Below are 23,080 nucleotides of genomic sequence, written 5' to 3'. Positions count from 1 at the left end.
TCAAAGCACCACCGCAGGCTCGAAGGCCGTCTCCGGCCCGCGCGACTGGACAGACGCGGCCGGCGATGACCCAGGACGCTATCGGCGCTGCGTCACGACTGAGCAGCGTCAGGCACCCCGCGAGGGCGCGGGATAGATTGCCGCTATGCCCGGCTCAGATCCCGACTCCTATGCGGCGTTGTATCGCCTGAGGTTCACCCGGCGACTGCCGGGCGAACTGACGGAGCTGACCGGGCCTGTGCACGGCGTCGTCGACCTGCCCCTGCACGTGGTCTGGTCGGGGCTACGCAGCTTCGATCTGGACCGGCCACGCCAGCGCATGAGCCTTTACCGGACAGTGCTGGCCGAGGGCCAGCGCGAGGACCTGCGCCTCTACCTCAACCACCGCCTGCTGCTGCAGCTGTGGCCTGTGCTGCGTTCCCTGATCGGGCGCACTGTACGGGAGGTGTGGGAGGAGGCGTTCCCCCCGCTGCGCGCGGCCGCGACCGAAGGTGACAAGCAGTCCGCGCTCATGCCTCCGGAGTCCAGCGCGGCAGAGGATCCGCCTGAGCAGGCCAGATAGCGACCTACCGGAGCCCTACGAAAGTCTGGCCAGGGCATCGCTGCCCGGGGCGACACACAGCGTGTACCCGGCCGCATGCCGCACCAACGCGCTGCACCGGCGGATCAGATCCGCCGGAATGTGCCTGAACTTCATGGACACCATGCTGCGGCGCAGCACTGACACCACTTCAGCCGGCTGGACGGCCTGCTCCCCAGCGGCTGATACGCGGTCTTTACGCTGAACGTCGTTGCGCTCACCATCTGTTACCAGGGGATGCGGCTGGCTGCGCCTGGCGCAGCTGGCGTGTCGAACACATCTCGAATCTAGAGCGAGCTCAGGCGTGACATGATCCTTTCGGTCATTTGTTCCCGTGTGTTGCTCAAGATGCAACGCGTGTAGCTCACTGTCGCCAGCCATCCGTCCTTGCTGCCAGTCGCTGGCTGGATATCCGCCTCGTATTGGCGTCAACAGTGCCATTGGTGCAGGTTAGGCAGCTGTCTCGTCTGGCTGGGGGCGTGCTCGGGACAGCGTCCTCGTCCAGGAGTCGGGGCACTGTAGAGGCAGGGTCTGACAATGCGTCCGCAACCAGCGCGGCGGAAATGGCGCGAAGTTTCGGCTACCGCCCGGTACCGTGCCGGACACCGCATGCGCTGCCGGACGGGTGCGCCAGGATGCGCCCATGAGTCTCACCTCGTCCCTCAAGGACGCGACGTCGCCGATGTCGCGGTTCCTCACCGAGCATCTGCCAGATGCCGATGGCCTGTTATCCGACTACCGCAGGCGTCTGGCCCGCTATCCCGCGCCGGTGAACCCCGCTGCCACAGCGGAGCGGCGACCGGAGTACCGCATGCTGGGCCACACGATCGACCACCGGCTGCGGATCAGTCTCGGAGCGCCCACCAGTCAGCCGATCAAAGAAGGCATCGTGCGGGCGGTCATCGACGACGACGGCTGGCCGGACCCCGCCATCATCAGCACGGTGCAGGCAGCGGGGGCGGTACTACTGAAGGAACTGGAACAGTACGAAAGCAGCGACGGCCAGCCGTTGGCGCTCGACTCCGAGACGGAGGAGCGTCTGGTGCGGCTGTGTCACGTCGCCTCGAGCTTTGAGGCGATCTTCCGCCATGTGGGATGGGTACGCGGCAACAGCCTGGGCTCCAGTCGGCCCGGAGCGACGCTGGACGAAATCGTCGATGCCGTGCCGGCCTACGCCGTCGACGACATTCGCCAGCAGATGGCGTTGGCGGCGCATCCCGGGCCCTTCGACAGCCTACGGCAGTTGCCCGCCGCGCAGCGCGTCTGCGGGCCCGTCTTCGACGGCAGCCTCCATGTAGGAGGAGCCGACGCCGACTTCATCCTCCGCGGCCAGCTGATCGACTGTAAAGCCACCATCCGCCCCGAGCGGATGGGCCGCGCTGAGCTCTACCAGCTCGCCGGCTACCTTCTGCTGGACTACAGCGACAGCTACTCCATCGACTCCGTGGGGCTGTATCTGTCCCGCCAAGGCGCCCTCATCGACTGGAACGTCGCGGACTTCCTTGGCTTCATGGGCGCACAGCTCGAGCTGCCCAACCTGCGCGCCGCCTGCCGGTACGCGCTGACCGACGGCGCAGCCGGCACACCCCCACCGCCGGAGGACCAACGCCGCCCACTCCCCCGCCCGCGCAACGCACCCCCAGTCCAGGACACGCTCTTTGGCGACCTGCCTTGATCCACTGCGGCTACTCCAGCTGGCCCTATGGCAGCCGGTAAGCGCAACGGGCAGCCAGTGGAATGGCTCTTGCCTGCCTCCCGTGAACGCTCATACCGACGACCGCTGCCCGACAGGATCTGCTGGGCACCAGGTCCAGGGCGAGGAACTACACGAGAGCTGAATGCCTTGGCGGGCATGCCCAATCGGGTGACGCGCAAGCTCCCTCACGAACGCTGCTACACCGTGCTCAGAGCTCACCATGCCTGATCCTGCCCCAAAGTCCGCGGCCGGTATGCGGCTGAAGGAAAGGCACCGCTGCAAGTAAAAGCCACCGGGCGCGACCCCGCAGGCGATCAGATGAGAATCCTGCCCGCGTTCCGGGCAACGACGGCGCTCCCATCGGTGATGGCGCTAGAGCCGCTCTGCTTCCGCTTCTTGTAGCCGCGCGCCTTGTTGGGGTGAGCGCGGCATGCGGCAACGGCTCGCCGTTGTGGGTTCGACCGGCGTCTCCACGGCGTGTGTCCAGACGCCCGCCCTGCTTTCCAAGCAGTGTCTTCCGTCCCGATTTTTTCCTGCATACATGAGAGTTGTTCGTGATCCCTCTGTCTTTCGAAGCACACCAGCAGGCTGATCCCCCGCCGCCACTGAGCATCGGCCGTCGCTTCGCTGATCCGGCACACATGACCGCACGGTTTATCCGCCCTGACGGCACCGAGCACGAACTGCCCTGGCTGGAGGCGGCTGGAGAACAGCGGCTGGAGGAGTGTCTGCCGGTGCGGCGGTTCCCCGTCTGCAAGGGGCGGCGCTCGGCGCCGGGCTGGTACTGGTCCGCGACCGACAGGTGCCTGGTGCACCACGGGTTCAAAGCCATGCGCACGCAGCTCATGATGCTGGACCACGATCCGGTGGTGACGGCTCTGGCCTGCCGGCCGGTGGAGCTGTCGTGGCACGGCCGGGGCGGCAGGACCGTGTCGCACGCGCCGCACCTGATGGCACGTCTGGCGGACGGCGGCGGATTGCTGGTGGACTGTGTGAGCCGGTTCGGGGCGGGGCGGCGACTGGTTTGGCGGGCCGCCCACCTGGAGGGTGCTGCAGCCGCGGCAGGCTGGCACTACCGTCTGATGGCACCGCCACAGCCAGTGGTGGAGGCCAACCTGCGCTGGCTTGCTGGCTACCGGCATCCGCGGTATGCGCAGGACCGGTTGCCGGAGGTGGCCGAGTGTTTTCGGGCGCCGATGGCGCTGGCCGAGGGGGTGCGGCTGCTGGGTGATCCGATCGCGGTGTGGCCGTCGGTGTTCCACGCAATGTGGGTGGGTGTGCTGAGCGTGCCGCTGGAGCGCCCGCTGCACGAGCGGGCCGTCGCGGTGGCGTGCGCGGCGGAGGCTGGGAGGTGAGCCGGCCTCTGCTCAGGCCCGGTTCCCGTGTGCGCTACGGCGGCCGGGAATGGACCGTAGCAGGTATCGAGGCATCCTCGGCGTCCGGTGCGCGGATCTGGCTGTCCGGGATAGAGAAGAAGGACGGGCAGGACACGCTGGCGGTGTTCGGGCTGGCGGAGCTGCTCGGCGATGCGTCGTTCGAGCCGGTCGGGGGTCCGCCGCGTCTGCGGGTACCGCAGATGGGCCTGCTGTCGACGGTGTCCGAGGTCGAGCAGTGGCGTGCGTTCGAACTGGAGCGGCACGTCCGTGAGGTGGAGACGGGGCATCCCGCCCCGGACGGCACGGCGTCGGTGAGACCTGAGTACGATCCCGCGTCCACCACGCTGGCCCAGCGTGAGCAGGCGAAGGCCGATGAACTGGCCGCGCAGGGCTGGGCGGACGTGAGCCGGGCGACGGTGCGCAGGTGGCGTGCGCGCTACCACGCGGACGGGGTGTGGGGGCTGGTCAAGAAGCGTCGCAGCCCGGCGCGGCTGGTCCGCGCCGATCCCCGGGTGGTCGAGGCGCTGCGCGCCCTGCTGCCTGTCGAGGCTTCCCGCTCCCGGTCGCGAGGGTGGAAGAAGCGGATGCGCGGTGAGGTGCAGTGGTGGCTGGACGACCACCACGGCGAGCAGGGCCGGCGGACGGTCGAGGTGCCGCCGCAGTCCACGTTCAACAGACTCCTCGACACGGTGGAGGCATCCCTCGGGTTGCAGGGGACGGTGGCGCAGCGGCGTGCCCGCGCCGCCCGTCCGGCCCCGCCGTTCACACCGACGCTGGCGCTGCGTCCGGGTGAGATCGTGATGCTGGACAGTTCGCCGCTGGACGTGCTGGTGGTCCTGGACGACGGGGTGGTGGGGCGGCTGGAGCTGACCATCGCCGTGGATGTGGCCATGCGCGGTCTGTGGGGGGGTGCTGCGGCCGGCGGGAAGCAAGCTGACGGACGTGGCGGTGCTGCTCGCGCAGATGATGACGCCGATGGTGATGCGGCCCGGCTGGTCCGCGGCGCTGTCGATGGCCTCCTCGGTCGTGCCGCACGAGCGGCTGACCGGCATCGATGAGCGGCTGAACGATGCGGCGGCCCGTCCGGTGATCGTGCCCGAGACGGTCGTGGTCGACCAGGGCAAGGTGTTCGTCTCCCCGGCCACCCGGGCCGCGTGCGAGAGCCTGGGGATCTCGCTGCAGCCGGTGCCTCCGGCGAACGGACCGGCCAAGGGCCATGTGGAGAGGCCATTCGGTTCGATCAATTCGCTGTTCTGCCAGTGGTTGCCCGGCCACACCGGTTCGAACGTGAGCGAGCGCGGTTCCAAGGTCGAGCAGGAGCCACTGTGGACCGCGGCTGAACTCCGAGCACTGTGGGAGGAGTTCCTCGTGCACTGGCACCACCGCCCGCACGCGGGGCTGCGGCATCCACTGATGCCGAAGAAGGCTCTCACCCCGAACCAGATGTGGGCGGCGCTGCTGCCCGTCGCCGGATACGTGCCGGTGCCTTTGTCGGCGGACGACTTCGTGGAGCTGCTGCCGGTGCGCTGGCAGCCGATCACCGATGCCGGTATCCGGTTCGACTACCGCACCTACGACGGCAGCTGCCTCAACGGACACCGCGGGCAGCACTCCGGAGTACGGGCGCAAAAGGGCCTGTGGGAGGTGCACTACAACCCTTACGACCCGGTCCGGATCTGGGTCCGGCTGCCGGAGGGTTTCCGTGAGGTGGCGTGGATCCACACCACCTCGGTCGCCCTCCCGTTTACGCACCACGTCTGGGAACACATCTGCAAGGTGGTCGAGCGCACCGGCTCGCGTGAGGAACACGAGGCCGAACTGGCCCTGGCCCTGGACGCCTTCCTCAGGCGGGCCGCGGGCAAAGAGAAGCTGTCCACCGTGGAGCGGCGGGTGATGGCGAAGTCCCGCGCCTCGCAGACCGTGCCGGTGCCCGCGGGCGAGATCAACGTGCTGGACGTGCTCGCCCCGTCGTTCGGGCTGGCTGGTGTGTACGCGGCGCCGGATCCCGACGACGAGACCCTGCCGGACGAGGACGAGGACGAAGACGGAGACGGGGACGGGGACGTCGTCGGTGACGGGCCGGAGGCCGGCCATGTCTCGGGAGGGTCTCTCATTCTCAGCGACCAGGACCTTGAGGAGGACCAGTGGCTGCCGTAACTGCTGCCGTGGGCGGCGACTTCTCCGACGGCGATGTCACTCCCGGTGCGGTCACGGACTGCGTCCGGTGGCAGGAGTACGTCTGCCGTCTGCGGGTGATCGCCCCTCCGGTGGACGACCCATCCTGGGATCAGGCGAAGCGGCTGAACTACCACTCGGAGTTCGTCACCCTCAAGACGCCTTCCATGGAGCGGTCGATGGCGGAGCTGAGGGTCACTCTGCTGGTGAACAACAAGCAGCCGGGTACCGCCCGGCGCGGGCTGATCGTGTCCGGGCCGCCGGGGGCGGGAAAATCGACCACGCTCATGGAACTCGGCCGGTCCTTCGAACTGAGCGAACGGCGCCGCCGGCCGGGCCTGGAGGGTTCCATGCCCGTGCTGTTCGCTTCCGTCCCGCCCACCTACACGCCCAGGAACTTGGCCAAGGTCCTCGCCCGGTTCGCCGGTATTCCCGTCCATGACCGGATGACCGAACACACCATCACCAACGCCGTGTGCCACGTCATGTTAGAGCGGGGCACCCGGCTGGTGTTCATCGACGACGTGCACCTGCTCAACACCCGTACCCGGCCCGGCGCCGACACCTCCGACCAGGTCAAGACCCTGATGGAACGAGTACCCGCGACGTTCGTGCTGGCCGGTGTCAACGTGGAGGACTCACCGCTGCTGACCGGGCCCCGCGGTGCCCAGCTCGCCGCCCGCTGCAAACTCCTGCGCACTCCCCCGCTACTCAACGGCACCCCGGAGCAGAAGAAGATGTGGCACTCGCTCCTGGGCGACATGGAGGGGGCGCTGCGGCTGGCCCGCCACCGGCCCGGAACGCTGGTACGCCACGCCGCCTATATCCATCTCCGCACCGGCGGCGTGATGGCCAGTCTCTCCCTCCTCGTCAGGGAGGCCGCGATCCGCTCCATCCTGGACGGAAGCCTCGCGATCACGAAGAAACAGCTGTCGCAGGTGCTCCTCGACGTCCAGGCCACGAATGCGGCGCGCGCCACCCTGCGGCGACGCCCCGGCAGCTGACCGGCGCGGCGGAAGGCCCCACCCGGGCCTCCCGCCGCGGGCCCGCCCTGCAGTCCCCCCTCCCCGTGCCGACGGGGCGCTGATCTATGGCCGCGCCCCCTGCCCTGCCCTCAACACCCCCACGCGCAAAGGACGATGCCGGTGCAAGCCTCCGCCTCCACGCTTGTTCGTATCCCGCCCGTGGCGGGGGAGCTGACCGGCTCCTGGTTCCGCAGGATGGCCGCCCCTTACGGTCTGCCCGCGCAGGACTTGCTGCGGGGCATCCTGAGCGGCGCGCACCGGGTGCAGGTGACGGGCACCCCGGGCAGCGGCCTGGAACTGTTCCTCAACACACCCGCGCGAACAGCCCTGGCCCGCTCCACCGGTCTTCCCCTGACCCGGCTCATCCGCCTGCTGCCCGCTCTTGCCGCCCCGCACGGGCGGCTCGCGGACGACGACAACCCGCGGGCGGCCTGGTACATGCCGGGCGAGGCATGGGTGGGGACCTGTCCTGCGTGTACCGGGCGGGCCTGGCGACCCGGACAGCCGGTTCTGGTGTACCCGGGAACGGCCGGGCACGTCTGCCGACGTCACCGGCGCTGGCTCCTCGCGCATCCCGGGAGGCCGGCGAGCATTCCGCTGGAGACCCTGCCCGAGGTCCTCACCGCTCACCGACACCACTCCGCTCTCGCACGAGCCCGTCCGGATGCGGCGGACGTGGTGGCCCTCGCCGCGGCGGTGGTGTGGTCGTGGCAGGTACAGGGGTGGAGATCCGAGACAGTCTGGCAGGACCGTGTACGCCGGCTGGCCGCGGTCACGGGATCCGTGCCGGCGGCCGTGGTGCCGCATGCGCTGGTGTCCTACCCGGAGACGATCGCCGTGGCCCGGCTGCTCGGCGCTCCGCGCTGGCAGCAGCGGCTGCGCGAGACCGCCGCAGCCCAAGGGGCAGGCGCCGCAATGGAATTGCTGCTCCGGGAAATCAGCCGCCGGGCCGGCAGGCCGTGGCTCGCGGACTGGCTGATCGCCTACACCCGCACCAGGCCCAGGACAGCCGCACAAACCGATCCCCTCGATCGGTGGCTGCGCCGGCTCACCGCTGCGGACGGCACCGAAAGCGACGGCTTGTGGACGGTGCACCGGCCGGCTGTACGGCCCACCGAGTACAGCGACCGCGTCGGCTTCCTCACCGACCGCCGTCCCCGCAGCATCTGCGCAGAGGCCGGGGCGGCCTTCCTGACCGGTGGCTGGGAACCGGTGCCCTCGCCGCGGTCCGGGCCGGCGCCGTGCCCGTGACCTCTCCCGGCCCCGTCCCCGGCTCCCCGCCAGCCAGCTCCGCCCCCAGCCATATCTCGCCAGCGTCCGCAGGCCGCCACACACCCCGCCCGCTCATCCCTCACGCACGAAGGAGAGACACACCCATGGCATCAATCAGTCCGGAGTACGCCAACCAGATACTGGCGGAACTCACCGAGGGCTGCCCCGTCCCCGCGGCACCCGCCTCGCTGTCCCGCTACACCTTCCAGACCAGCAACCACGTCCTCATCGGAGACACCGCCGTTCGCGGCTACAAGTACAAGGGCCGGTGGCGGCTGGACGATCGGGACATCCGCGCGGCCGGCAACCGGCTCGCCTCGCTCCCTTTCGACCCCGACGACCTGGTCGACGCCCGTCTCTCGTCCGCCGAGCACAACCGGACGTGGCGCTCACAGATCCACCGCTGGTTCGAGCACATCCCCTACCAGGACCAGAGCGCCAACGGCTGCCGCTGCGAAGGACAGCAGCCGTGCAACAGAACCCGGCCCAACTGCTACGGGCTAGGGTGCGGAGCGACCTTCGAGCAGGTCAAGGAACGCTACGGCCGGTCGCCCATCGCGTGCACCAGTCCCCTGCCGCTGCTGTCGTGGTCCGGCACCACCTGGATGGTCCCGCGCGCTTACGCTGCCCTCCTCGACCGGGCGGACCGGATCGCCGCCGAGTGCGTCGAACAGGCCGCCCGATGCAGTCGCTGCAACGCCACCGGAGACGTCGGGAAGTGGCGCACGTCCAGCAACAGCGGCTACACCACTCTGTGCCCCGCGTGTGCTGCCTCCGTCGCCCGCCCTTACAAGGACCACCTGCGCGGTCGGCTGTATGCGTCGCTGCTGAAGAACTCGCAGCCGGAGGCGTTCCTGTGCCGGATGTGTCCCGGTCCGCGGCAGGCGGTGTACTGGGACCACTGTCACACGCACGGATTCGTGCGCGGGCCGGTGTGTGCCAGCTGCAACACCTACGAAGGCGGCGGCCACCGGTTCATCCACCAGCCGGGCGCGGTCCGCCACCTCCTGCAGTGCGAGGGCTGCCGCCGCGACAGGACCGTGCCGCCGCGCCACCAGCCCGACATCGTGCTGCAGACGTTCGTGCCCGACCCTCACGGCCCGTGCGCGAAGCAGCCCCACTCCGCGTGGGGTTCGGTTCAGGAGGACGGATCGGTCCGTTTCCGGATGCGCTGCTGGCAGTGCGCGTTTGCACCCCAGTGGGAGCAGGTCGTGCCCGCCACCCAGGTCAGGCAGCTGGTACGGGAGTTCGTCGACAAGGCCCTGGACGCCGATGCCGACGCCCCCGGCCAGGACACCGCCTGACGGCCCGTCCCCCTCATCGCCTCGGTTCCTGAACTTCTCCCCCGAGCCCGCCTGCGGGCCCGGGCGCCCGGCAGAACGCAGCACAGACGCCGCCTCTCCCCGGCATCAACGAAACGAGACACGTCATGGCCTACACACACACTCCCCGCTCCTGCCGGAATCCGTCCGGGGGTGACGGCATGAGCCTCACCAGCTGTCTGGATGACCGCCGCTCACACCATTGCCGCTTCCCGGATGCGGAACTGCCCGACGTTGCGGCGCTGGTGGGCGATGTCAGGACTTCGGCAGGTCCTCGAGAACGTTCGGCTCGTTGATCTTCCCGAAGGGGACGTGAACGCTAGGGGTGGTCCGCGACGTGCTGGCCAGATGGCTTTCCTGGTCGTCGAAGAAGATGTGTGGCTTGAGGACCTTCATGATCTCGCCCTTGTCGATGCCTCCGAGGAAGAAGGCGTCGTTGACCGTCACTCCCCATCGCTTCAGGCTCATCACTGCCCGCTCGTGCGCGGGGGCATTGCGTGCGGTGACGAGTGACACGTGGAGACGGATCCGATATTCGACGCCCTTCTGCCGTTCCTCCTCCTCCCTTTGCTGGATACGGTTGATGCTGGCAAGAAAATCCTTCAGTGGTCCCGCATCGTGCGGAACCGCGGCGTTCAGCACCTCGTGGGCGCGGAACCCCTCGATGCCTCCCGTCTGGTACACCTGCTCCGACGCGTCGGTGGCAAGGACGCCGTCGAAGTCGAAGGAGATACGCAGGTCGCGATCGCTACTGTCATCCTCGTACGGCTCACCCAGAACGTGTCCTGCCGGCAGTCCCTGTGAGACGGCCTCGCGTACGTCGCTGTCGTTCGCTGACAAGAACAGCGACATGTTGAGGGCTGGCATGAATTTGTAGGGCGAGCGGCCCTGCATGAAGATGGCCCGGCTTATCGGCAGCTCATGGGCCTCTATCGACCGCATGACGCGAAGCCCGGTATCGGGGTCGTTCCGAGACAGAACGATGACCTCAACCAGGGGGTCGCCTTCCTCGCTCAGGTCGTTCAGTGACAGCAGTCGGCGGATGAACGGGAAGGCAACCCCGGGGCGGAGCGTGTCGGCGAGATGCTCTTCCTGGTAGGCGCGGTAGCTCTCCTCGCCCTGTTCCCGGAAGACGGCGTCCGACTCTGCGAGGTCGAACAGCGCGCTGGAGGCGATACCGATGACAAGCCGGTTCGCCAGTTCGTACGCGGCCACAGCAACCCCTTTGGTCAGCCCGTTCTTACGTCTCAATCATCGCACCAGCCTCGTCGCCGGGCCCGTCGCGCATACCCCGAGCAGTCCGGAAGCGCTGCTGGCCGGGATCTACCGAAGACGCAGCCAAGAGCCCGGCCACCGTCCACCTCAGTAGGAGAGCTCTACAGTTAGAGCCTCTTCGCCGCGGCGGCGGACCTCACCCAGATCGCACTCACTCGACCTGGTGACATACCTACCGTCGGAGAACCGGCGTGCGGCCGGATGCAGTTCGCGAAAGACACCGTGCCACGTCGGCACCACCGGGGCCTTGCCGCAGGGACGGTGCCCACAGACTGATGGCGTGGTGTCGACGATCACGTAATGCATGACCGCTGACACGTGGGGCTGTCGGAGTCCGTTCGGGCCTGCGGCGGCAAGGTGAGAATGGTGAGAAGAAGCGGAAGACGGGGGGCGGGGATGGGCAGGGAGTCGTACAGGACTGACGGAACGTGGCCTGACGGGCGGGAGACAGACCCTTCGGTGGTTTTTATGCGGGCAGCGACTCGAGCGCTACGGTTTCATCTGGATGCCGGCCACGGCAACCTGCTGGGCCTGCAGAGCAGCATGACTGTCGGCGGTGTCCCGGGCCATGATCTGCGTGCTGATCACGAAGCGCTGTTCATGCATGTCGCGGCCGTGGGTGTGACGGTCACGCTGCTGGGCGTGTGCGCGGCCGTTCCGGAGTGCTGGCCGCCGGAGGTCGAGCAGGCTGGCTTCCTTGGGACGCTGATGCGGCTGACCGAGGACGTCGTTGCCGCGGCGAGCGCCGTGCATGGTCTGGGCGACCCGAAGCCGCCTGTCGGTGTCCGACCGAAGGTCAGAGTCCAGGCACGCAAGCGGCGTCTTCGGCCTGAGGCCCTCGTGGCCCGTCGTGACCTGCTGCCAGACATCGCCCATGTCGGTCCGATCGTCGCGGCAGTCCGTGAGTACAACGATTTCGTCAGCAGTTGGGCCACGGACCCCCGGGCCCACGGCGATCCCAAACTGGCGAGCGTTCTGGCCTACGCAGGGGCACATTCCACGTTCGCGACCGTCGTGAGCACCTTCGAGGATCATGCCGCCGTTACCACGGTGTTCGCCGCGCGGATGCTTCTGGAGGAAGCTGCCCGGTTCACTTGGCTGGCCCAAGATCTGGAGGACGAGGACGCGTTCGTCCAGCGGTCCACTCGCTACTTCGACGAGTTCCGGGCGCGGAAGAAGAAGACGATCGCGCTGTTCGCCGGCAACGGGGTGACCCTCGCCGCCGCCACGAGGCTGTTCCGGCTGCCCGACAGTGTCGTCGAGGGGCCGGAGACGCTATCCAAGGGCCGCCAGCCGCTGCCGTCGATAGACGAGATGCTCTTGCTCATGGGGGCGCCTTACCCCGAGCCTGGCTGGCTACCGGTGGCGTACTCGCTGCTGAGCCAGGTCACGCACAGCACACCCATCGGCCTCGTTCACATGGCCCGCTACCGCGGCGGCACCCTGTCCGCCCATGACATCTCCCCCGAGATGCTCGCCCTGGCCCTCGACGCGGCCTGCCTGGGCAGCGCCCGCCTGCTGGGCATGTCCGCCCTGCTCCTCACGCAGGGCAGCAACGAGGCCCGACAGTACGCGCTCGGCCTCGAAGAACGGGCCCTGGCGGTCCACGACAGGGCCCGTCTGGTGCACTGGCTGGACTGATCCCGTCGCACGGGACGGCGGCCACATCACGTCCTCCGGCGCTCTGCGGGGCAGGGAGTCCTCCCCACCGGCCTCTGCGCCGGCTCGTTGGCTACCGGCGCCGGAGCGGCAGGTAGCGACGCAGCCTGGCCAGCGGCCTCGGCCGGGCTTCTTGGGTGCCCTGGACTAGCTCGCGACGATCACGCTCACGGTTCTGAGCAATCTCCACAGCCGAGTAACGGCGGCTGAAGCGGACGCGGCCGTTGCGGATCCAGTAGTGCGACTGGCACGGGAGTACCCAGTTGCCGATCGAGGGGGTGAGAGACACGTTCTCGCCGTCGTAGATGATGGACCATTGGGCTGGGGAGAGTGGTGTGATGACCTCGTGGCCGCAACCGCAGCAGCAGAGGTGACCGCAGGTGCGGTAAGGAATCGAGACGTACAGAACCCCTGCGTCCATCGTTGGGGGGAAGGTCTCGGTGAAGACCGGGCGCAGGGTGTCTTGTGCGGTCACGGCAGGTCCTCGTTGGCGATCTCGTTAGTGATCAGTGAGTACGTGGTGTGGCTCTCGTCGGTGGCGTCGGCGTAGATACCGATGGAGCGTTTCCAACGGATGACGGCCAGGACTGCATTGAGCGCGTTGAGATCCGCGGTCTGGATGTTGCGTGCGTAGGCGTCGCGTTCGGGCGCTGGCTGGGGGATGCGGCGGCGGGCTGCGTCTCGGCGGCCCGGGAGGCTGGTGGTGACGCGCAGGAGTCCGCTGAGGCGGCCGTCGATCTCTTCGATGCCCATGCCGACGTCGATGAACGGTACGTCGTGTGCTTCGAGCCAGTCGATGATCGCCGGCTTGCTCGCCGTGTCGTCGGAGGCGAGGAACACGAACGTGGCCCCGGTGAGCAGGTCGAGGTTGTCCTCGTCGAGGTATTGCTCGCAGGCGGACAGACCTTGGTGCATGTTCGCGTAGATCGAGGCAAGGTAGGTGGTCTTGGGCGGGCGGTCACGCAGGGTGTCGAGGGTGGGGGCGCCGGGGGCTCGAAAGGCATTGTGGTTGTCGAAGGTGTCGCCGTCGATGAGGAGGATCGAGTCGACCTCGGTCTTGGCGACCTGGTCGAGGATGTAGCTTCCGCTGCCCCCGAGGCCGACGATCACGATGCGGTGGCCTCGGAAGCGGCGGTTGACCGCCGCGATGCCGACGCGGGAGGTGGCGGTGTCGCGGTAGGCGAAGGGGCTGTCGTCCTCGAGCTCCTGCCATGCGGCGCCGGGGGTGGGGGTGGCCGTGGAGTCGAGTGCGTGTGCCTGGTCGGCGATGATCCTCGAGTACGCGGTGATCTTCGTGTACTCGTCGGGGTAGCCGTCGGGGCTGGGCTTGCTGGAGAGCATGAAGTTCGCCTGCATGCCCTCGGCGATCACCCGGTTCTCGGGATTGGCGAGAGCCAGGGGGCGGCCGTGCTCGTCGCAGGGGGCGGAGCCGCTGAACCAGATGCGGTGGTCGGTTCCGGAGACCAGGCGGTCCCCGCTGACGGTCACGGGGTAGGCGAGGAAGCCGTGTTCGACGGTGCGGTTCTCGGTGACGTACGGGATGTGCCGGACGATGATGTGGCCTGCGTGGACGACGACGTCGTAGCCGTCGTCGAGGAGGCGGGCCAGGTCCGGGTCACGAGCGAGAAGTGCGGTAGGCATCGAAGACCATCCCCTTCTTCACTCTGACGCTGTGGCCGGCGGTGAGGCTGCCCGTTCCGTGGCCGTCGTGGCCGCGGCTGTAACGGACGGTGTAGGTGTCCTGGTCGTTCGGCGGCTGGCCGGGGTAAGCCAGGTCGACGACCTGCTCGAAGGTGATCTCCTTCGCCTCCCAGGTGTGCGGTCGGGCGTTGACGATGATCGTGACGGGCGCGGGCCCGTGGCTGTCCTGAGACATGGGTCCTCCTAGGTGAGGGGGTCGTGTGTTCGCCCGGAGGTGCCCCGGGCGGGGCGAGCGTCCGGCGGGCCACGGCAGGGGCGGCGCGCCGGACAGCCATGTTGTAGTGGCGGGTCAGCGCCGGGGAAGGGCGAGGAGGTTGTTGGTCCACACGCCTTCGGCGTGGGTCCTCAGGTACTTCTCGCCTCGGGCGGGCGTCACCACGGCGACTTCCGTGCGGTGCCCGGCTCGGTCGCTGGTGTAGGCCTTGCCGGCCTGCTTCTCGATCCAGTCGACGATCTGCGCCCGCGTGTTGTCGCCGGTCTTGCCGGACGCCTGCTCGGTCCACCACAGGTGGGTGATGTGTTCGTGCGTGGTGCCGCCGGTCGACAGGCGCACCGAGGTGATCTGAATAGCCATCGTTCTGTTCCTGCCGGCGATGTTCCGACGGCGCCCGCGGCCGGCGCCCGGGTTCCGTGATCACCCCTGGGTGGGGTGCTTCGCCTGGGACGGACGACGTAACTCGCGGGTAGGGGTGAGCGTGTTGCAGATGGGGGTGGCGAGGCGTCAGTCGCAGTTGAGACAGCGGTCGCTGCCCGAGGGGAACATCGAGGGCGGGTGCAGGGTGAAGCAGCCTGGGCAGAGGCGTTCGGTGACGCGGCGCGGGCAGGCGCAGCGGCCGCAGTCGGGGCACGGGGGGATGTGGCAGCGCCGGCAGGCGGGGTCGAAGGAGCGGTACTCCTCGTCGCAGTTCGCGCAGATGTAGTCGCGTGCCTGGGGGCCGGTGTCGGGAGTGGGTGGGGTGAAGGTGCGCCAGGGGGCGGAGTCAGTGACGAGGACGGCGATGAGGTAGCCGTCCATGGGGGCGGTGTCGATGTGGAGTTGTCGTCCGAGGATGCCGTCGCGGTAGCGGACCTGAGTCAGCCCTCGTGCGTGGCCGGAGCCGGTGAGCGCGCGGTCGATGACGGCTATGTCGCCCTGGAAGCTACCGCGTCGCAGGGGCGGAAGGCCGTGGGATGCGGCGAAGGCGAGGTGTCCTGTGGTGTCGAGGAGGAGGATGTGGCCGGGGGCAGGGAGATGCTGGACGGCTCGAACGCAGACCGCCATGCGGGAGGCGTTGCTCGCCTGCCACAACTGGGTGACCGTCGACGCGGTGGGTCCCTTGGTGTCCAGGTGCTGGTTGACGAGGGGCGCAGGGAGCAGGATCTCGGCTGCGAACGCGTCGCAGGCTGCATCCTCCAGGAGGAGGCCACCGTCGGGTTCCCTGCCAAAGGGCTCCATGAGGGCGAAGCTGTTCTTCTGCAGGTGGTGGCCCAATTCGTGCAGGGCGGTGAAGTCCCGCCGTGCACGGCTGGCGGACGTGGCGACGGACAGGTGGGGTGGCGGGCCGAAGTCGTACGCTCCGGCGACGCTGCACCCTTGTTCCGTCAGATTCTCGTCGACCTCCAGGACGGTCAGCTCGGGCCAGGTTCTCAGCTCCGCGAGGGCGCCTTGTGCTAGGCGCTCGACCGCGCCGGGACGAGCCGCTTCGAGTTCCTGGATCATCGCAGCGGCCTGGGTCCGGGCGGCGCCGGCGAGCACGTAGTTGACCACGCGGTATGCCCCCTATTGGCCCAGACGCAGTTCGAAGTAGCGGTTCGTGCGTGCCGTCCAGTTCGGCTGCGTGCGGTCGTCGTCGCGTGCCGCGAGCGTGTAGATACCGTAGGCGGCGCGCAGCCGGGCGTCGCGTTCGGTCTCGTCGTGCTGGGCGGCGAGCGCCTTCACCTGCTTGCGGCGCAGGGGGCGGTTCAGTTCGTGCACGACGGCGGGCGGCAAGGCGGGGTTGGCCTCGAGCAGCTGGCTGGCCGACTGCTCGAGGCGTTCAGCGAGTGTGGCGGCCTGGTCGGCGGTCAGGGCGAGTTGCCCTCTCCATACGGCGAGCGCTTGGGGCGGCGGCAGTTTCAGTTCGGCCCCCAGTTGCGGGGCGGTGATGCCGTGGTCACGAAACAGCTTGTTGAGGCCTCCCGATCCTTGGGGGGCCCACTGTGCCGAGGCAAGGAGTGCGAGCTGGTCGGCCAGGACTGCGCGGTACTCGATGGTTGGCGAGGACGGGGCTGTGCCGCTCCCCCACTGTGTGCCGGGCACGGCGGCGGCGAGCGTGCGGGACGTGAAGGCGGAAGGGCGGCTGGTCAGCTCGCTGACCTGCCGGTCCAGCACACACCACGGAAGGGTGGCTTCCAGGCCCCACCACAGTGCCAGTGGCTGTTCCAGGGTGGTCGCCTGAGCGGGCAGGAGCACGGTGTCGGTGTCGGCGTACTGTTCGAAGGAGGCTGGCACGGCGCGCAGGGTGTCATCGTCGCCGGCGGCTGTGATCAGCAGCAGCTGGATGGTGTCCTCCCATACTGCGCGCCAGATCTGGCCCGGCAGCGGGTCCTGGGGTGGTGCGGTGGCCACCTGGCGGACGGCGTCGGGCACCTTCAGTCCCGCCGCGGCGGCCACCAGCCGTTGGTAGGCAGTAGTGTGGACAGAGTTCATGCCGTCTCCCCCGTCTCCTCGGCTGTGGTCCATCAGCGCATTCTCTTCTCACTGGATCCAGACGACGTAACTGGGGCTGTTCACGAAGGAGCCTCGCCGCAGCGCCGCAGCAGGGCGGCTATGACCGTGCGGGGGTCACTGTCCGCGGATAGGGCGGCACGGAGCGTTGTCTTGAGGTTCGATAGGACGGCAGCCGCATGCGTTTGCCGGATCTCCAGCAGCTGCGCCGCGTGATGGGCGTCCTCGTCGAGGTAGGGAAGCAGCAGGCGTTCGTTGGGTGAGAGGCGCTGCCAGATGTCCTCGGCCACTCCGTCGACTCCCGTGGGGTCCGGTGCGGCGGTGGCCGCGTGCTGGTCGACGAGTTCGGCGACGGTCCCTTCATCGGCGTACAGCGCGGTGAAGCGGGCTGGCGCCAGGAGCTCGAACCGGGCCTCGAGGACCTTGGCGAGGTCTTCCTCCCGCACCGCTCCCTGGGCGTACTGGAGCACGCACAGGAGGATGGTCTTGAGGGCATGGACCGTCTGCTTGGGGGTGGGGCCGGAATGGTTCCAGCGGGTGATGCCGACACCTGTCACCCGTGCCGCCTGTGCGATGAGATCGTCGAGATCTCCCTGCCACACGGCCTCCTCGGCATGGTCGGCCAACGCCCAGCGCGGCGGTGAGCCCTTGCTCTTCCGGTAGGCCGTGTCCTCGTCCATCAAGCGGGCGATGCGGCGCCGGAGCTTGCCCCGCGGCGTCTTCTTCGCCTCATCGATGAGGAAGTTCTTGATCGAAGTGAGGAACAGTCGCTCCAGGGAGGCCTCGTCGGCGGCCTGGGCGAAGCAGACGGTCACGAACCGTTGTCCCGCTCCTTCCTGGGACAACATCGCACTGATCACGTCGTAAGCCGCGTCATCGCTCCAGACAGTGTGCCCTTCCGGGGGCGGAAAGCCGGAGGCACGGCGCACCTGGTGGACCAGCCGCCGCAACAGATCAAACGTGGCCGGCCCGAACTCGCCGGTCTGCAGCTCCTCGAAAGCCCCGCTTGCCACGAGCCACCCCGAATCCCCTGCTCCCCGCTCGGCGCCTGCAGCCGCCGACCTTCAAGTCTGCATACACCAACATCCACACCCCCAGGCGCGCGACACGCCCAAGGTCCCCTAGCTTCGCGGAACAGCCCCACCAGCCGACCAACCAGCTGGGCGTCACCGGCCGATCGGCCGGCGCCATCAACCCCCGTACCCTCGTGTCGGGGCAGTTGAGCTAGGGCAAGCCGGGTGGTTTCGATGTGATCGGTGGCGGTGTTGGAGCCTGCGTTGCCGGGCCGCAGCAGGGCAGCCACCGGCTCTCCGGACCCGGCCTGGCCGTGGTCGACGAACGCCACCAGCGGGTGATGGCCGAAGGTCTTCTTCCAGCGCGGTGGCATCCTGCTTCTCAGAGTACGCCAGGACCAGCACGCCGTCGATGTCCACGATCACGGTGCCGTCGGCGGCCGGACCGTCCGCACCGGCCAACTCCCAGACCCGCGACCGTACTTCTGCCCGCGCCGACCGGATCGCGGTGAGTGCCTTCGGCCCGGCTGCGGCGAGAGCGTCGACGAGACGGGAGACCGTCGGATCGGAGGCCACCGGGCCGAACACCTCGGGCTCGGCCCGCAGCATGCCGATGTCGGCCAGGCAGTCTCCGCCCAGCGCGACAGCCAGGGCCACATCCAGAAGGATCCTGCCCGGATCGTGCACCGTTCGCGGCTTGCGCCACGGCGCCGTTGCCGCCGATATCGTGGTGTCCAGGCCGGACGTACGGACCGTCTCGACCAGCAGCACCGCCCCGGCCTGTGAGACCGCCCCGCGGCCACCACCCTCGACGCGGACACGCGGGTACAACCCGATACCTCACCTGGAAAGCGCCTCCGACGGGCGCGGGAACGAGGGCCTAAGGGCTGTCCCGTAATGATCTTTGGTGTGGTCGCGGTGTGACCGCTTAGCCAGTGGGCCGTTGTCCTATCCGCCGAGGTTGAGGTTGTGTAGGCGAGCTATCCCGAGCATGGCGTGGTGGACGCCGTCGCCCCTGAGGCGGCAATCCCGCAGGATCTTCCAGCACTTCAGGCGGGCGAAGGCGTGCTCGACGCGAGCCCGGACCTGCTTGTGGGACTTGTTGTGCGCCTCTTTCCAGGCGGGGAGTTCCTCGCCCTTGCGGCGGCGGTGCGGCATCACCAGGCCGGTCCCCGGATAGCCGCCGTCCGCGATCGTCGTAGCCGTACCTACGGCGTCCCTCGCGCCGGATTCCGCCCATGCCTTGCAGTCGTTGCGGTTGCCTGCCAGCGGCCGGCCGACCAGGACGACGAGCCGGGTGTCGGCATCGATGACGACCTGGTGGTTGGTGGAGTACCGGTAGTTCTTCGACCGCTCGGCGATGCTGTGGTCACGAATGGGCACGAGGGTGCCGTCCACGATGAGAACGGTGTCCTTCCGGAACCGCTTGCGGGGCCGGAGCGCGAGCATCGGCCCGAGCTGGTCGATGATGCGGCCCGCGGCGGACTTCGAGACGCCGAACAGCGGCGCGAGCTGGCGCATCGTCAGGTTCGTTCGCCAGTAGGGCAACACCAGCAGCACCCGATCTTCCAGCGGTAGCCCCCACGGTCGGCCCTTGCTGGCGGCGTCCGCGCCGTCTCGCCGCAGCGCAGTCACCAGCTTTCCGAACAGGCGCGGGCTCAGTCCGCTGAATGGAGCTATCCAGGACGACTCCGACGCCGTGATCACACCAGCCACCGCGGGATCATCTCAGTTGCAGACGTCACGAGTTCCGACTGATCCTTGGCCCACTCGACGAACAAGGGGAGGGCGACGTGGGGCTGATTCTGTTCCCGGGAGACGGAGATACGAGCAGTCCAGACGTCGCCTGGTCCTACAGCAGCTTCGCCGCATTCCGGCGAGGGCTGGCGCAGGCCGAAGGGTTCACTCTCTTCGAGATGTGGGGGTTCGGTGGCGAGCGGGCGTGGCGCGACGTCTCCACCACACTCGCGCCACTCCTCAATCGCCCAGATGACGGCGGCGGCGAGCTCTCGCCTACCGAGTGCGCCTCGATCTTGCCCCGGCTGGAGGCGATCACCGAACAATGGGAGGACGAGACTGGCGACTCGCTCCTCCAACAGCACCTCGATGACGCCCGACAACTGGCGGTCGTCCTACGGCTCTGCGTCGAAAGGGACGTCGACCTTCTCTTCCTGTGACGTCCAGTAGACAGGAGCAGGTCCTCACACCACTGCGGTTACGGGACAGCTCTTAGACCCCTCTAGACCCCGACAACCGTGTCATTCAGCCCTGCGCCCGAAATGCCACGTTACGTTTCTTGCGAGGCACGGATTCTTTGCTGCGAGTCGAGCCCTCGTGCTGGTTCCCAGAGGCTGTCCTTAGTGGTGCTTGCAACATGTGGAGTGTGATTTGTCGGCCATCGTAGGGGTGCATGGCATCAGTCAACAGCAGCTGGGACCTAGTCAGCTTGAAGCGACCTGGAAGCCAGCCCTTCAAGACGGTCTGACATTCGCCAGCGGCCACAGCATGAGTGCTCCCCCCTTGCGTATGGCGTTTTACGGTCAGTTGTTCATGAAGATCACGGACAAAGGCGCCGTCACCAAGGGATCGGAAGACTGGCTGCAACATCTGCAAGGCGAGGAGCTGGACGACCTTCTCGCAGCGGCCACCGAGGCTGTCACCGTGGAGGAGATTGAGGCCGCTCGGGGGCAACCAGCGAAAAAGTACACCCGGGTGCCGCTTCCGCTTCAGGCAGTGCTGCGGTCACTGGACCGCCGCTTCGGGCCGAGCGCTGGCGTGCTCTATCTTGGCGAACTGCGCCAGGTGCGCCGTTATCTGCATGATACTCAGCTCAAGGAGTCGGTAGACGCGGAGGTACGAGGCGCCATCACCTCCGACTGCCAGGTGCTGATCGGGCATTCCTTGGGATCTGTCGTCGCCTTTGAGTACATCCGCCAGCATGCCGAGCACCAGTTGGCCTTGTTCCTGACTCTGGGGTCCCCTCTTGGCTTGCGCATGGTGCGTCGACTGATGCCTGATGCCCATTACGGCACTGCGCAGGGGCTGCCCTCGAACGTCGCCACATGGGTTAATGTGCGCGACCCACGGGACCCCGTGGCCTGTGCCGGTGACCTGCACGTTGCATGGCCGGGTGTCACGGACCGGTCGCGAGTGGACAATGAGGGCGACGCACATTCGGTGACGCGCTACTTGAGTAAGGAAGAGACCGGTCGAGCTGTCCTGGCAGCTCTTCCCGGCCTTGTGGCATGACCTCCAAGCCCGGCAGTCCGAGAATCATTCGACGTCACTTCGTGGCCATCGCTACTTCCGACTACGAAGACTTGAGCCTGGAACGGCTTGACGTTGAGGACGAAGTGCGCGCACTGCACGACTGGCTGTGCGCCGAGAGGCTTGATGATCGGCGCTTCGGCCAAAGCTACCCGCATCTAGCGGGCAGTCCCAGTGAGGATGCCATCCGGGCAGCGCTCAAAAATCCCCCTCCTGGTGAGCGCTGGAGTTGGTCGGATGCCTCCGTCGTTTTTGTTACCGGACATGGGTTCGTCGCTGACGGCCGTCATTGGATGATTCTGCGCGAGACTGAGACTGAGCGGCTCCAATCCACGGCCCTGCGCACGGCTGATCTTGTTGCATGGCTTGCCAACACCGATATCCAGCACCTTCTGCTCATTCTGGACCTGTGCTACGCGGGCCGGGCTGCCGCCGAAGTCGCGTCCTTCGACCGGGAGATCCCGGAGACATGGCTGGTACTGCCGAGCGCTACCAAGAATCAGGAGGCGGTCACCGGTGCCCTGACGTCGGCGATCTCCGACTTCCTGCAGGAGTTGGGGTCTCCCTTGGGCGAGAAGTACGGACTGGACCCGTTTCTGGACGTCGCCGTGTTCCTTCAGGCTGTGGAAAGCAGACTTGGACCAGGTCAGCGGTTGATTCCCCTCGCAGGAAGTCAGCGATCGGGCGCCCACCAGTGCCTGCCCAATCCTCACTACCGCGCCGACGCTAAAGCACCCCTCGCCCCACAGCGAAGCGATCTAGCACTGTTCCAGCAAGACCTCTCGTCACATTGGGAGCCACGCTCGCGCGGTGTTATGCATGCCGACGAGTCCGGCTGGCTGTTCACTGGCCGCACCGATCTCATGAGGCGCCTGATCGTCGCCTCGACCTCGATCGCGGGCACTCTCGTGGTGAGCGGGCCGGCTGGAAGCGGAAAGTCAGCCGCCCTGGCGCGCTTGGTCACCCTGAGCGATCCGGCCTTCGTCGCCCGCTACAGGGAGCAGATCGCAGACATTCCGAGCGATCTCAGGCCCGCTTCGGGCTCGGTTGACGCAGCCGTTCTGGCCACAGGGAAGACCGCGGACGAGATCATCAGACAGCTGTGTCAGGCGCTCGACGTTCCGCAGTCCGCAACAGCGGTCGCTCCTCCTCTGGAAGAGTTGTTGACTGCATGGCAATCCTGGCTGAGTCAGCAAGAGAAGCCCATCACCATCGTTGTCGACGCCCTTGATGAAGCCAGCGACCCGTTGGCGGTGCTCTCTGACGTGCTCGCGGAGCTCGATGTCGACGGCGAACACCGCCGCGTCAGGCTGCTGCTAGGGGTCCGCTCAACCGGCGGGTCCGGTCGCAGCACCGGATTTATACACACCGACGATTTCTCCCTAGCTGATTATGCCGAACGATTGCTGGCCGCAGAACGTGTTCGGGTTGACGAGCAACCCTGGTGGCAGCAGCGGGACGTGGCCGCTTACGCTGCCGAGGTCCTTCGGCGGATGCCGGGCTCTCCCTACGCGGCCAATGAAAGCGCAGCCGCATCAGTCGCGGATGTTCTGGCTTCGAGCGCCGGGACGTCGTTCCTCGTCGCCCGTATCGCTGCCACGTCCCTGGCGCATCGCTCGGATTGCGTCGACCTTGCGGACCCGGGCTGGGTGGCCGCGATTAGTGAAGGCGTGCTGGGCGTATTTCGCAGTGACTTGCACGCAACGCTGTCCGCTCCTGCCGACAGGCTGCGGGCCATCCATCTCCTTCGGGCTCTGGCCTTCTCCTTCGGGCGCGGACTTCCCTGGTTGCAGGTCTGGCCAGCTGTGGCCAATGCCATCGCCGACGGCTCGCAGGACTACTACGGCGATGAAGACATCGCTTGGCTTCTCAGCACTCGCCTTTCTGCGTACCTGCTAGTCGACCGCGAGGACGGGACGACTGTTTACCGGCTCTTTCACGATGCGCTACGCACTACTTTGCGTGAGCACTGGGACGATCTGCTCAGTGAGGAACAGCTTTGACCAGTGGGGACGAGAGCCGAACGGACGCCT

Annotated in this window: 21 protein-coding genes and 1 pseudogene; 12 read left to right on the top strand and 10 right to left on the bottom strand. The window is 67.7% G+C overall.

The annotated features are described in order from the left end of the window. Nucleotides 1-145: 145 nt before the first annotated feature. From OG293_RS39365 to OG293_RS39330, 8 genes are all read left to right on the top strand, one after another. Nucleotides 146-562, top strand: a complete 417-nt coding sequence (locus tag OG293_RS39365; RefSeq protein WP_405996686.1) for a hypothetical protein — start codon at nt 146-148, stop codon at nt 560-562. A gap of 613 nt (nt 563-1,175) precedes the next feature. Then, nucleotides 1,176-2,255 carry a hypothetical protein gene (locus tag OG293_RS39360; RefSeq protein ID WP_405996687.1) on the top strand — a complete coding sequence of 360 codons (1,080 nt, stop codon included), beginning with the start codon at nt 1,176-1,178 and terminating at the stop codon, nt 2,253-2,255. Nucleotides 2,256-2,917: 662 nt separating this feature from the next. After that, nucleotides 2,918-3,631 carry a TnsA-like heteromeric transposase endonuclease subunit gene (locus OG293_RS39355; RefSeq protein ID WP_405996688.1) on the top strand — a complete coding sequence of 238 codons (714 nt, stop codon included), beginning with the start codon at nt 2,918-2,920 and terminating at the stop codon, nt 3,629-3,631. Continuing rightward, nucleotides 3,628-4,710 carry a hypothetical protein gene (locus tag OG293_RS39350; protein ID WP_405996689.1) on the top strand — a complete coding sequence of 361 codons (1,083 nt, stop codon included), beginning with the start codon at nt 3,628-3,630 and terminating at the stop codon, nt 4,708-4,710. The genes OG293_RS39355 and OG293_RS39350 overlap by 4 nt, the downstream gene beginning before the upstream one ends. Continuing rightward, nucleotides 4,595-5,809: a hypothetical protein gene (locus OG293_RS39345; RefSeq protein ID WP_405996690.1), complete on the top strand. Its 1,215-nt coding sequence runs from the start codon at nt 4,595-4,597 to the stop codon at nt 5,807-5,809. The genes OG293_RS39350 and OG293_RS39345 overlap by 116 nt, the downstream gene beginning before the upstream one ends. Beyond that, nucleotides 5,797-6,831, top strand: coding sequence for an ATP-binding protein (locus tag OG293_RS39340; protein ID WP_405996691.1), 1,035 nt, complete (start codon nt 5,797-5,799; stop codon nt 6,829-6,831). The genes OG293_RS39345 and OG293_RS39340 overlap by 13 nt, the downstream gene beginning before the upstream one ends. A gap of 141 nt (nt 6,832-6,972) precedes the next feature. Next, the gene (locus tag OG293_RS39335; RefSeq protein WP_405996692.1) at nt 6,973-8,103 is read left to right on the top strand and encodes a TniQ family protein; all 1,131 of its coding nucleotides are present in this window, start codon (nt 6,973-6,975) and stop codon (nt 8,101-8,103) included. Nucleotides 8,104-8,228: 125 nt separating this feature from the next. Beyond that, the gene (locus OG293_RS39330) at nt 8,229-9,428 is read left to right on the top strand and encodes an endonuclease domain-containing protein (protein WP_405996693.1); all 1,200 of its coding nucleotides are present in this window, start codon (nt 8,229-8,231) and stop codon (nt 9,426-9,428) included. A gap of 273 nt (nt 9,429-9,701) precedes the next feature. On the opposite strand, the gene OG293_RS39325 is transcribed toward OG293_RS39330, so the two are convergent. Beyond that, a complete protein-coding gene (locus OG293_RS39325) occupies nt 9,702-10,661 on the bottom strand; it encodes a 5'-nucleotidase (RefSeq protein WP_405996694.1) in 960 nt (319 codons plus the stop codon). A 660-nt stretch (nt 10,662-11,321) separates the two neighbouring features. Between OG293_RS39325 and OG293_RS39320 the strand changes: the two genes are divergently transcribed. Further along, nucleotides 11,322-12,362 (top strand): hypothetical protein, encoded by a 1,041-nt coding sequence (locus tag OG293_RS39320; RefSeq protein ID WP_405996695.1) that lies wholly within the window; start codon nt 11,322-11,324, stop codon nt 12,360-12,362. 91 nt (nt 12,363-12,453) lie between these two features. Here the strand turns inward: OG293_RS39320 and OG293_RS39315 are convergent, their stop codons facing one another. The 9 genes and pseudogenes from OG293_RS39315 to OG293_RS39275 all read right to left on the bottom strand — a co-directional run bounded on the left by OG293_RS39315 (nt 12,454) and on the right by OG293_RS39275 (nt 19,496). Beyond that, a complete protein-coding gene (locus OG293_RS39315) occupies nt 12,454-12,855 on the bottom strand; it encodes a DUF6527 family protein (protein ID WP_405996696.1) in 402 nt (133 codons plus the stop codon). Further along, a complete protein-coding gene (locus tag OG293_RS39310; protein ID WP_405996697.1) occupies nt 12,852-14,021 on the bottom strand; it encodes a ThiF family adenylyltransferase in 1,170 nt (389 codons plus the stop codon). The genes OG293_RS39315 and OG293_RS39310 overlap by 4 nt, the downstream gene beginning before the upstream one ends. Further along, nucleotides 13,996-14,256 (bottom strand): multiubiquitin domain-containing protein, encoded by a 261-nt coding sequence (locus OG293_RS39305; protein ID WP_145887661.1) that lies wholly within the window; start codon nt 14,254-14,256, stop codon nt 13,996-13,998. The genes OG293_RS39310 and OG293_RS39305 overlap by 26 nt, the downstream gene beginning before the upstream one ends. A 114-nt stretch (nt 14,257-14,370) precedes the next feature. Further along, complete coding sequence (locus tag OG293_RS39300) at nt 14,371-14,655, bottom strand: DUF3892 domain-containing protein (RefSeq protein ID WP_405996698.1); 285 nt, start codon at nt 14,653-14,655, stop codon at nt 14,371-14,373. 147 nt (nt 14,656-14,802) lie between these two features. Continuing rightward, complete coding sequence (locus tag OG293_RS39295) at nt 14,803-15,828, bottom strand: ImmA/IrrE family metallo-endopeptidase (RefSeq protein ID WP_405996699.1); 1,026 nt, start codon at nt 15,826-15,828, stop codon at nt 14,803-14,805. A 12-nt stretch (nt 15,829-15,840) separates the two neighbouring features. Continuing rightward, nucleotides 15,841-16,749 (bottom strand): hypothetical protein, encoded by a 909-nt coding sequence (locus OG293_RS39290; RefSeq protein ID WP_405996700.1) that lies wholly within the window; start codon nt 16,747-16,749, stop codon nt 15,841-15,843. Nucleotides 16,750-16,829: 80 nt separating this feature from the next. Then, on the bottom strand, nt 16,830-17,780 hold the full coding sequence (locus OG293_RS39285; protein ID WP_405996701.1) for a hypothetical protein: 951 nt from the start codon (nt 17,778-17,780) through the stop codon (nt 16,830-16,832). Between the two features lie 182 nt (nt 17,781-17,962). Further along, nucleotides 17,963-18,617: pseudogene (locus tag OG293_RS39280) on the bottom strand (transposase); the annotation flags it as partial. A gap of 111 nt (nt 18,618-18,728) precedes the next feature. Further along, nucleotides 18,729-19,496: a transposase gene (locus OG293_RS39275; RefSeq protein ID WP_405996702.1), complete on the bottom strand. Its 768-nt coding sequence runs from the start codon at nt 19,494-19,496 to the stop codon at nt 18,729-18,731. A gap of 77 nt (nt 19,497-19,573) precedes the next feature. Between OG293_RS39275 and OG293_RS39270 the strand changes: the two genes are divergently transcribed. The 3 genes from OG293_RS39270 to OG293_RS39260 all read left to right on the top strand — a co-directional run bounded on the left by OG293_RS39270 (nt 19,574) and on the right by OG293_RS39260 (nt 23,050). Then, complete coding sequence (locus OG293_RS39270) at nt 19,574-19,957, top strand: hypothetical protein (protein ID WP_405996703.1); 384 nt, start codon at nt 19,574-19,576, stop codon at nt 19,955-19,957. Between the two features lie 211 nt (nt 19,958-20,168). Then, complete coding sequence (locus OG293_RS39265) at nt 20,169-21,029, top strand: hypothetical protein (RefSeq protein ID WP_405996704.1); 861 nt, start codon at nt 20,169-20,171, stop codon at nt 21,027-21,029. Beyond that, nucleotides 21,026-23,050, top strand: coding sequence for an AAA family ATPase (locus OG293_RS39260; protein ID WP_405996705.1), 2,025 nt, complete (start codon nt 21,026-21,028; stop codon nt 23,048-23,050). Before OG293_RS39265 ends, OG293_RS39260 begins: the two co-directional genes overlap by 4 nt. Nucleotides 23,051-23,080: the final 30 nt, after the last annotated feature.

The organism is Streptomyces sp. NBC_00829 (genome assembly GCF_045161795.1).
GTDB lineage: Bacteria > Actinomycetota > Actinomycetes > Streptomycetales > Streptomycetaceae > Streptomyces.
The sequence above is the reverse complement of the archived record's forward strand: the minus strand, read 5'-3'. Positions and strand labels throughout refer to the sequence as shown.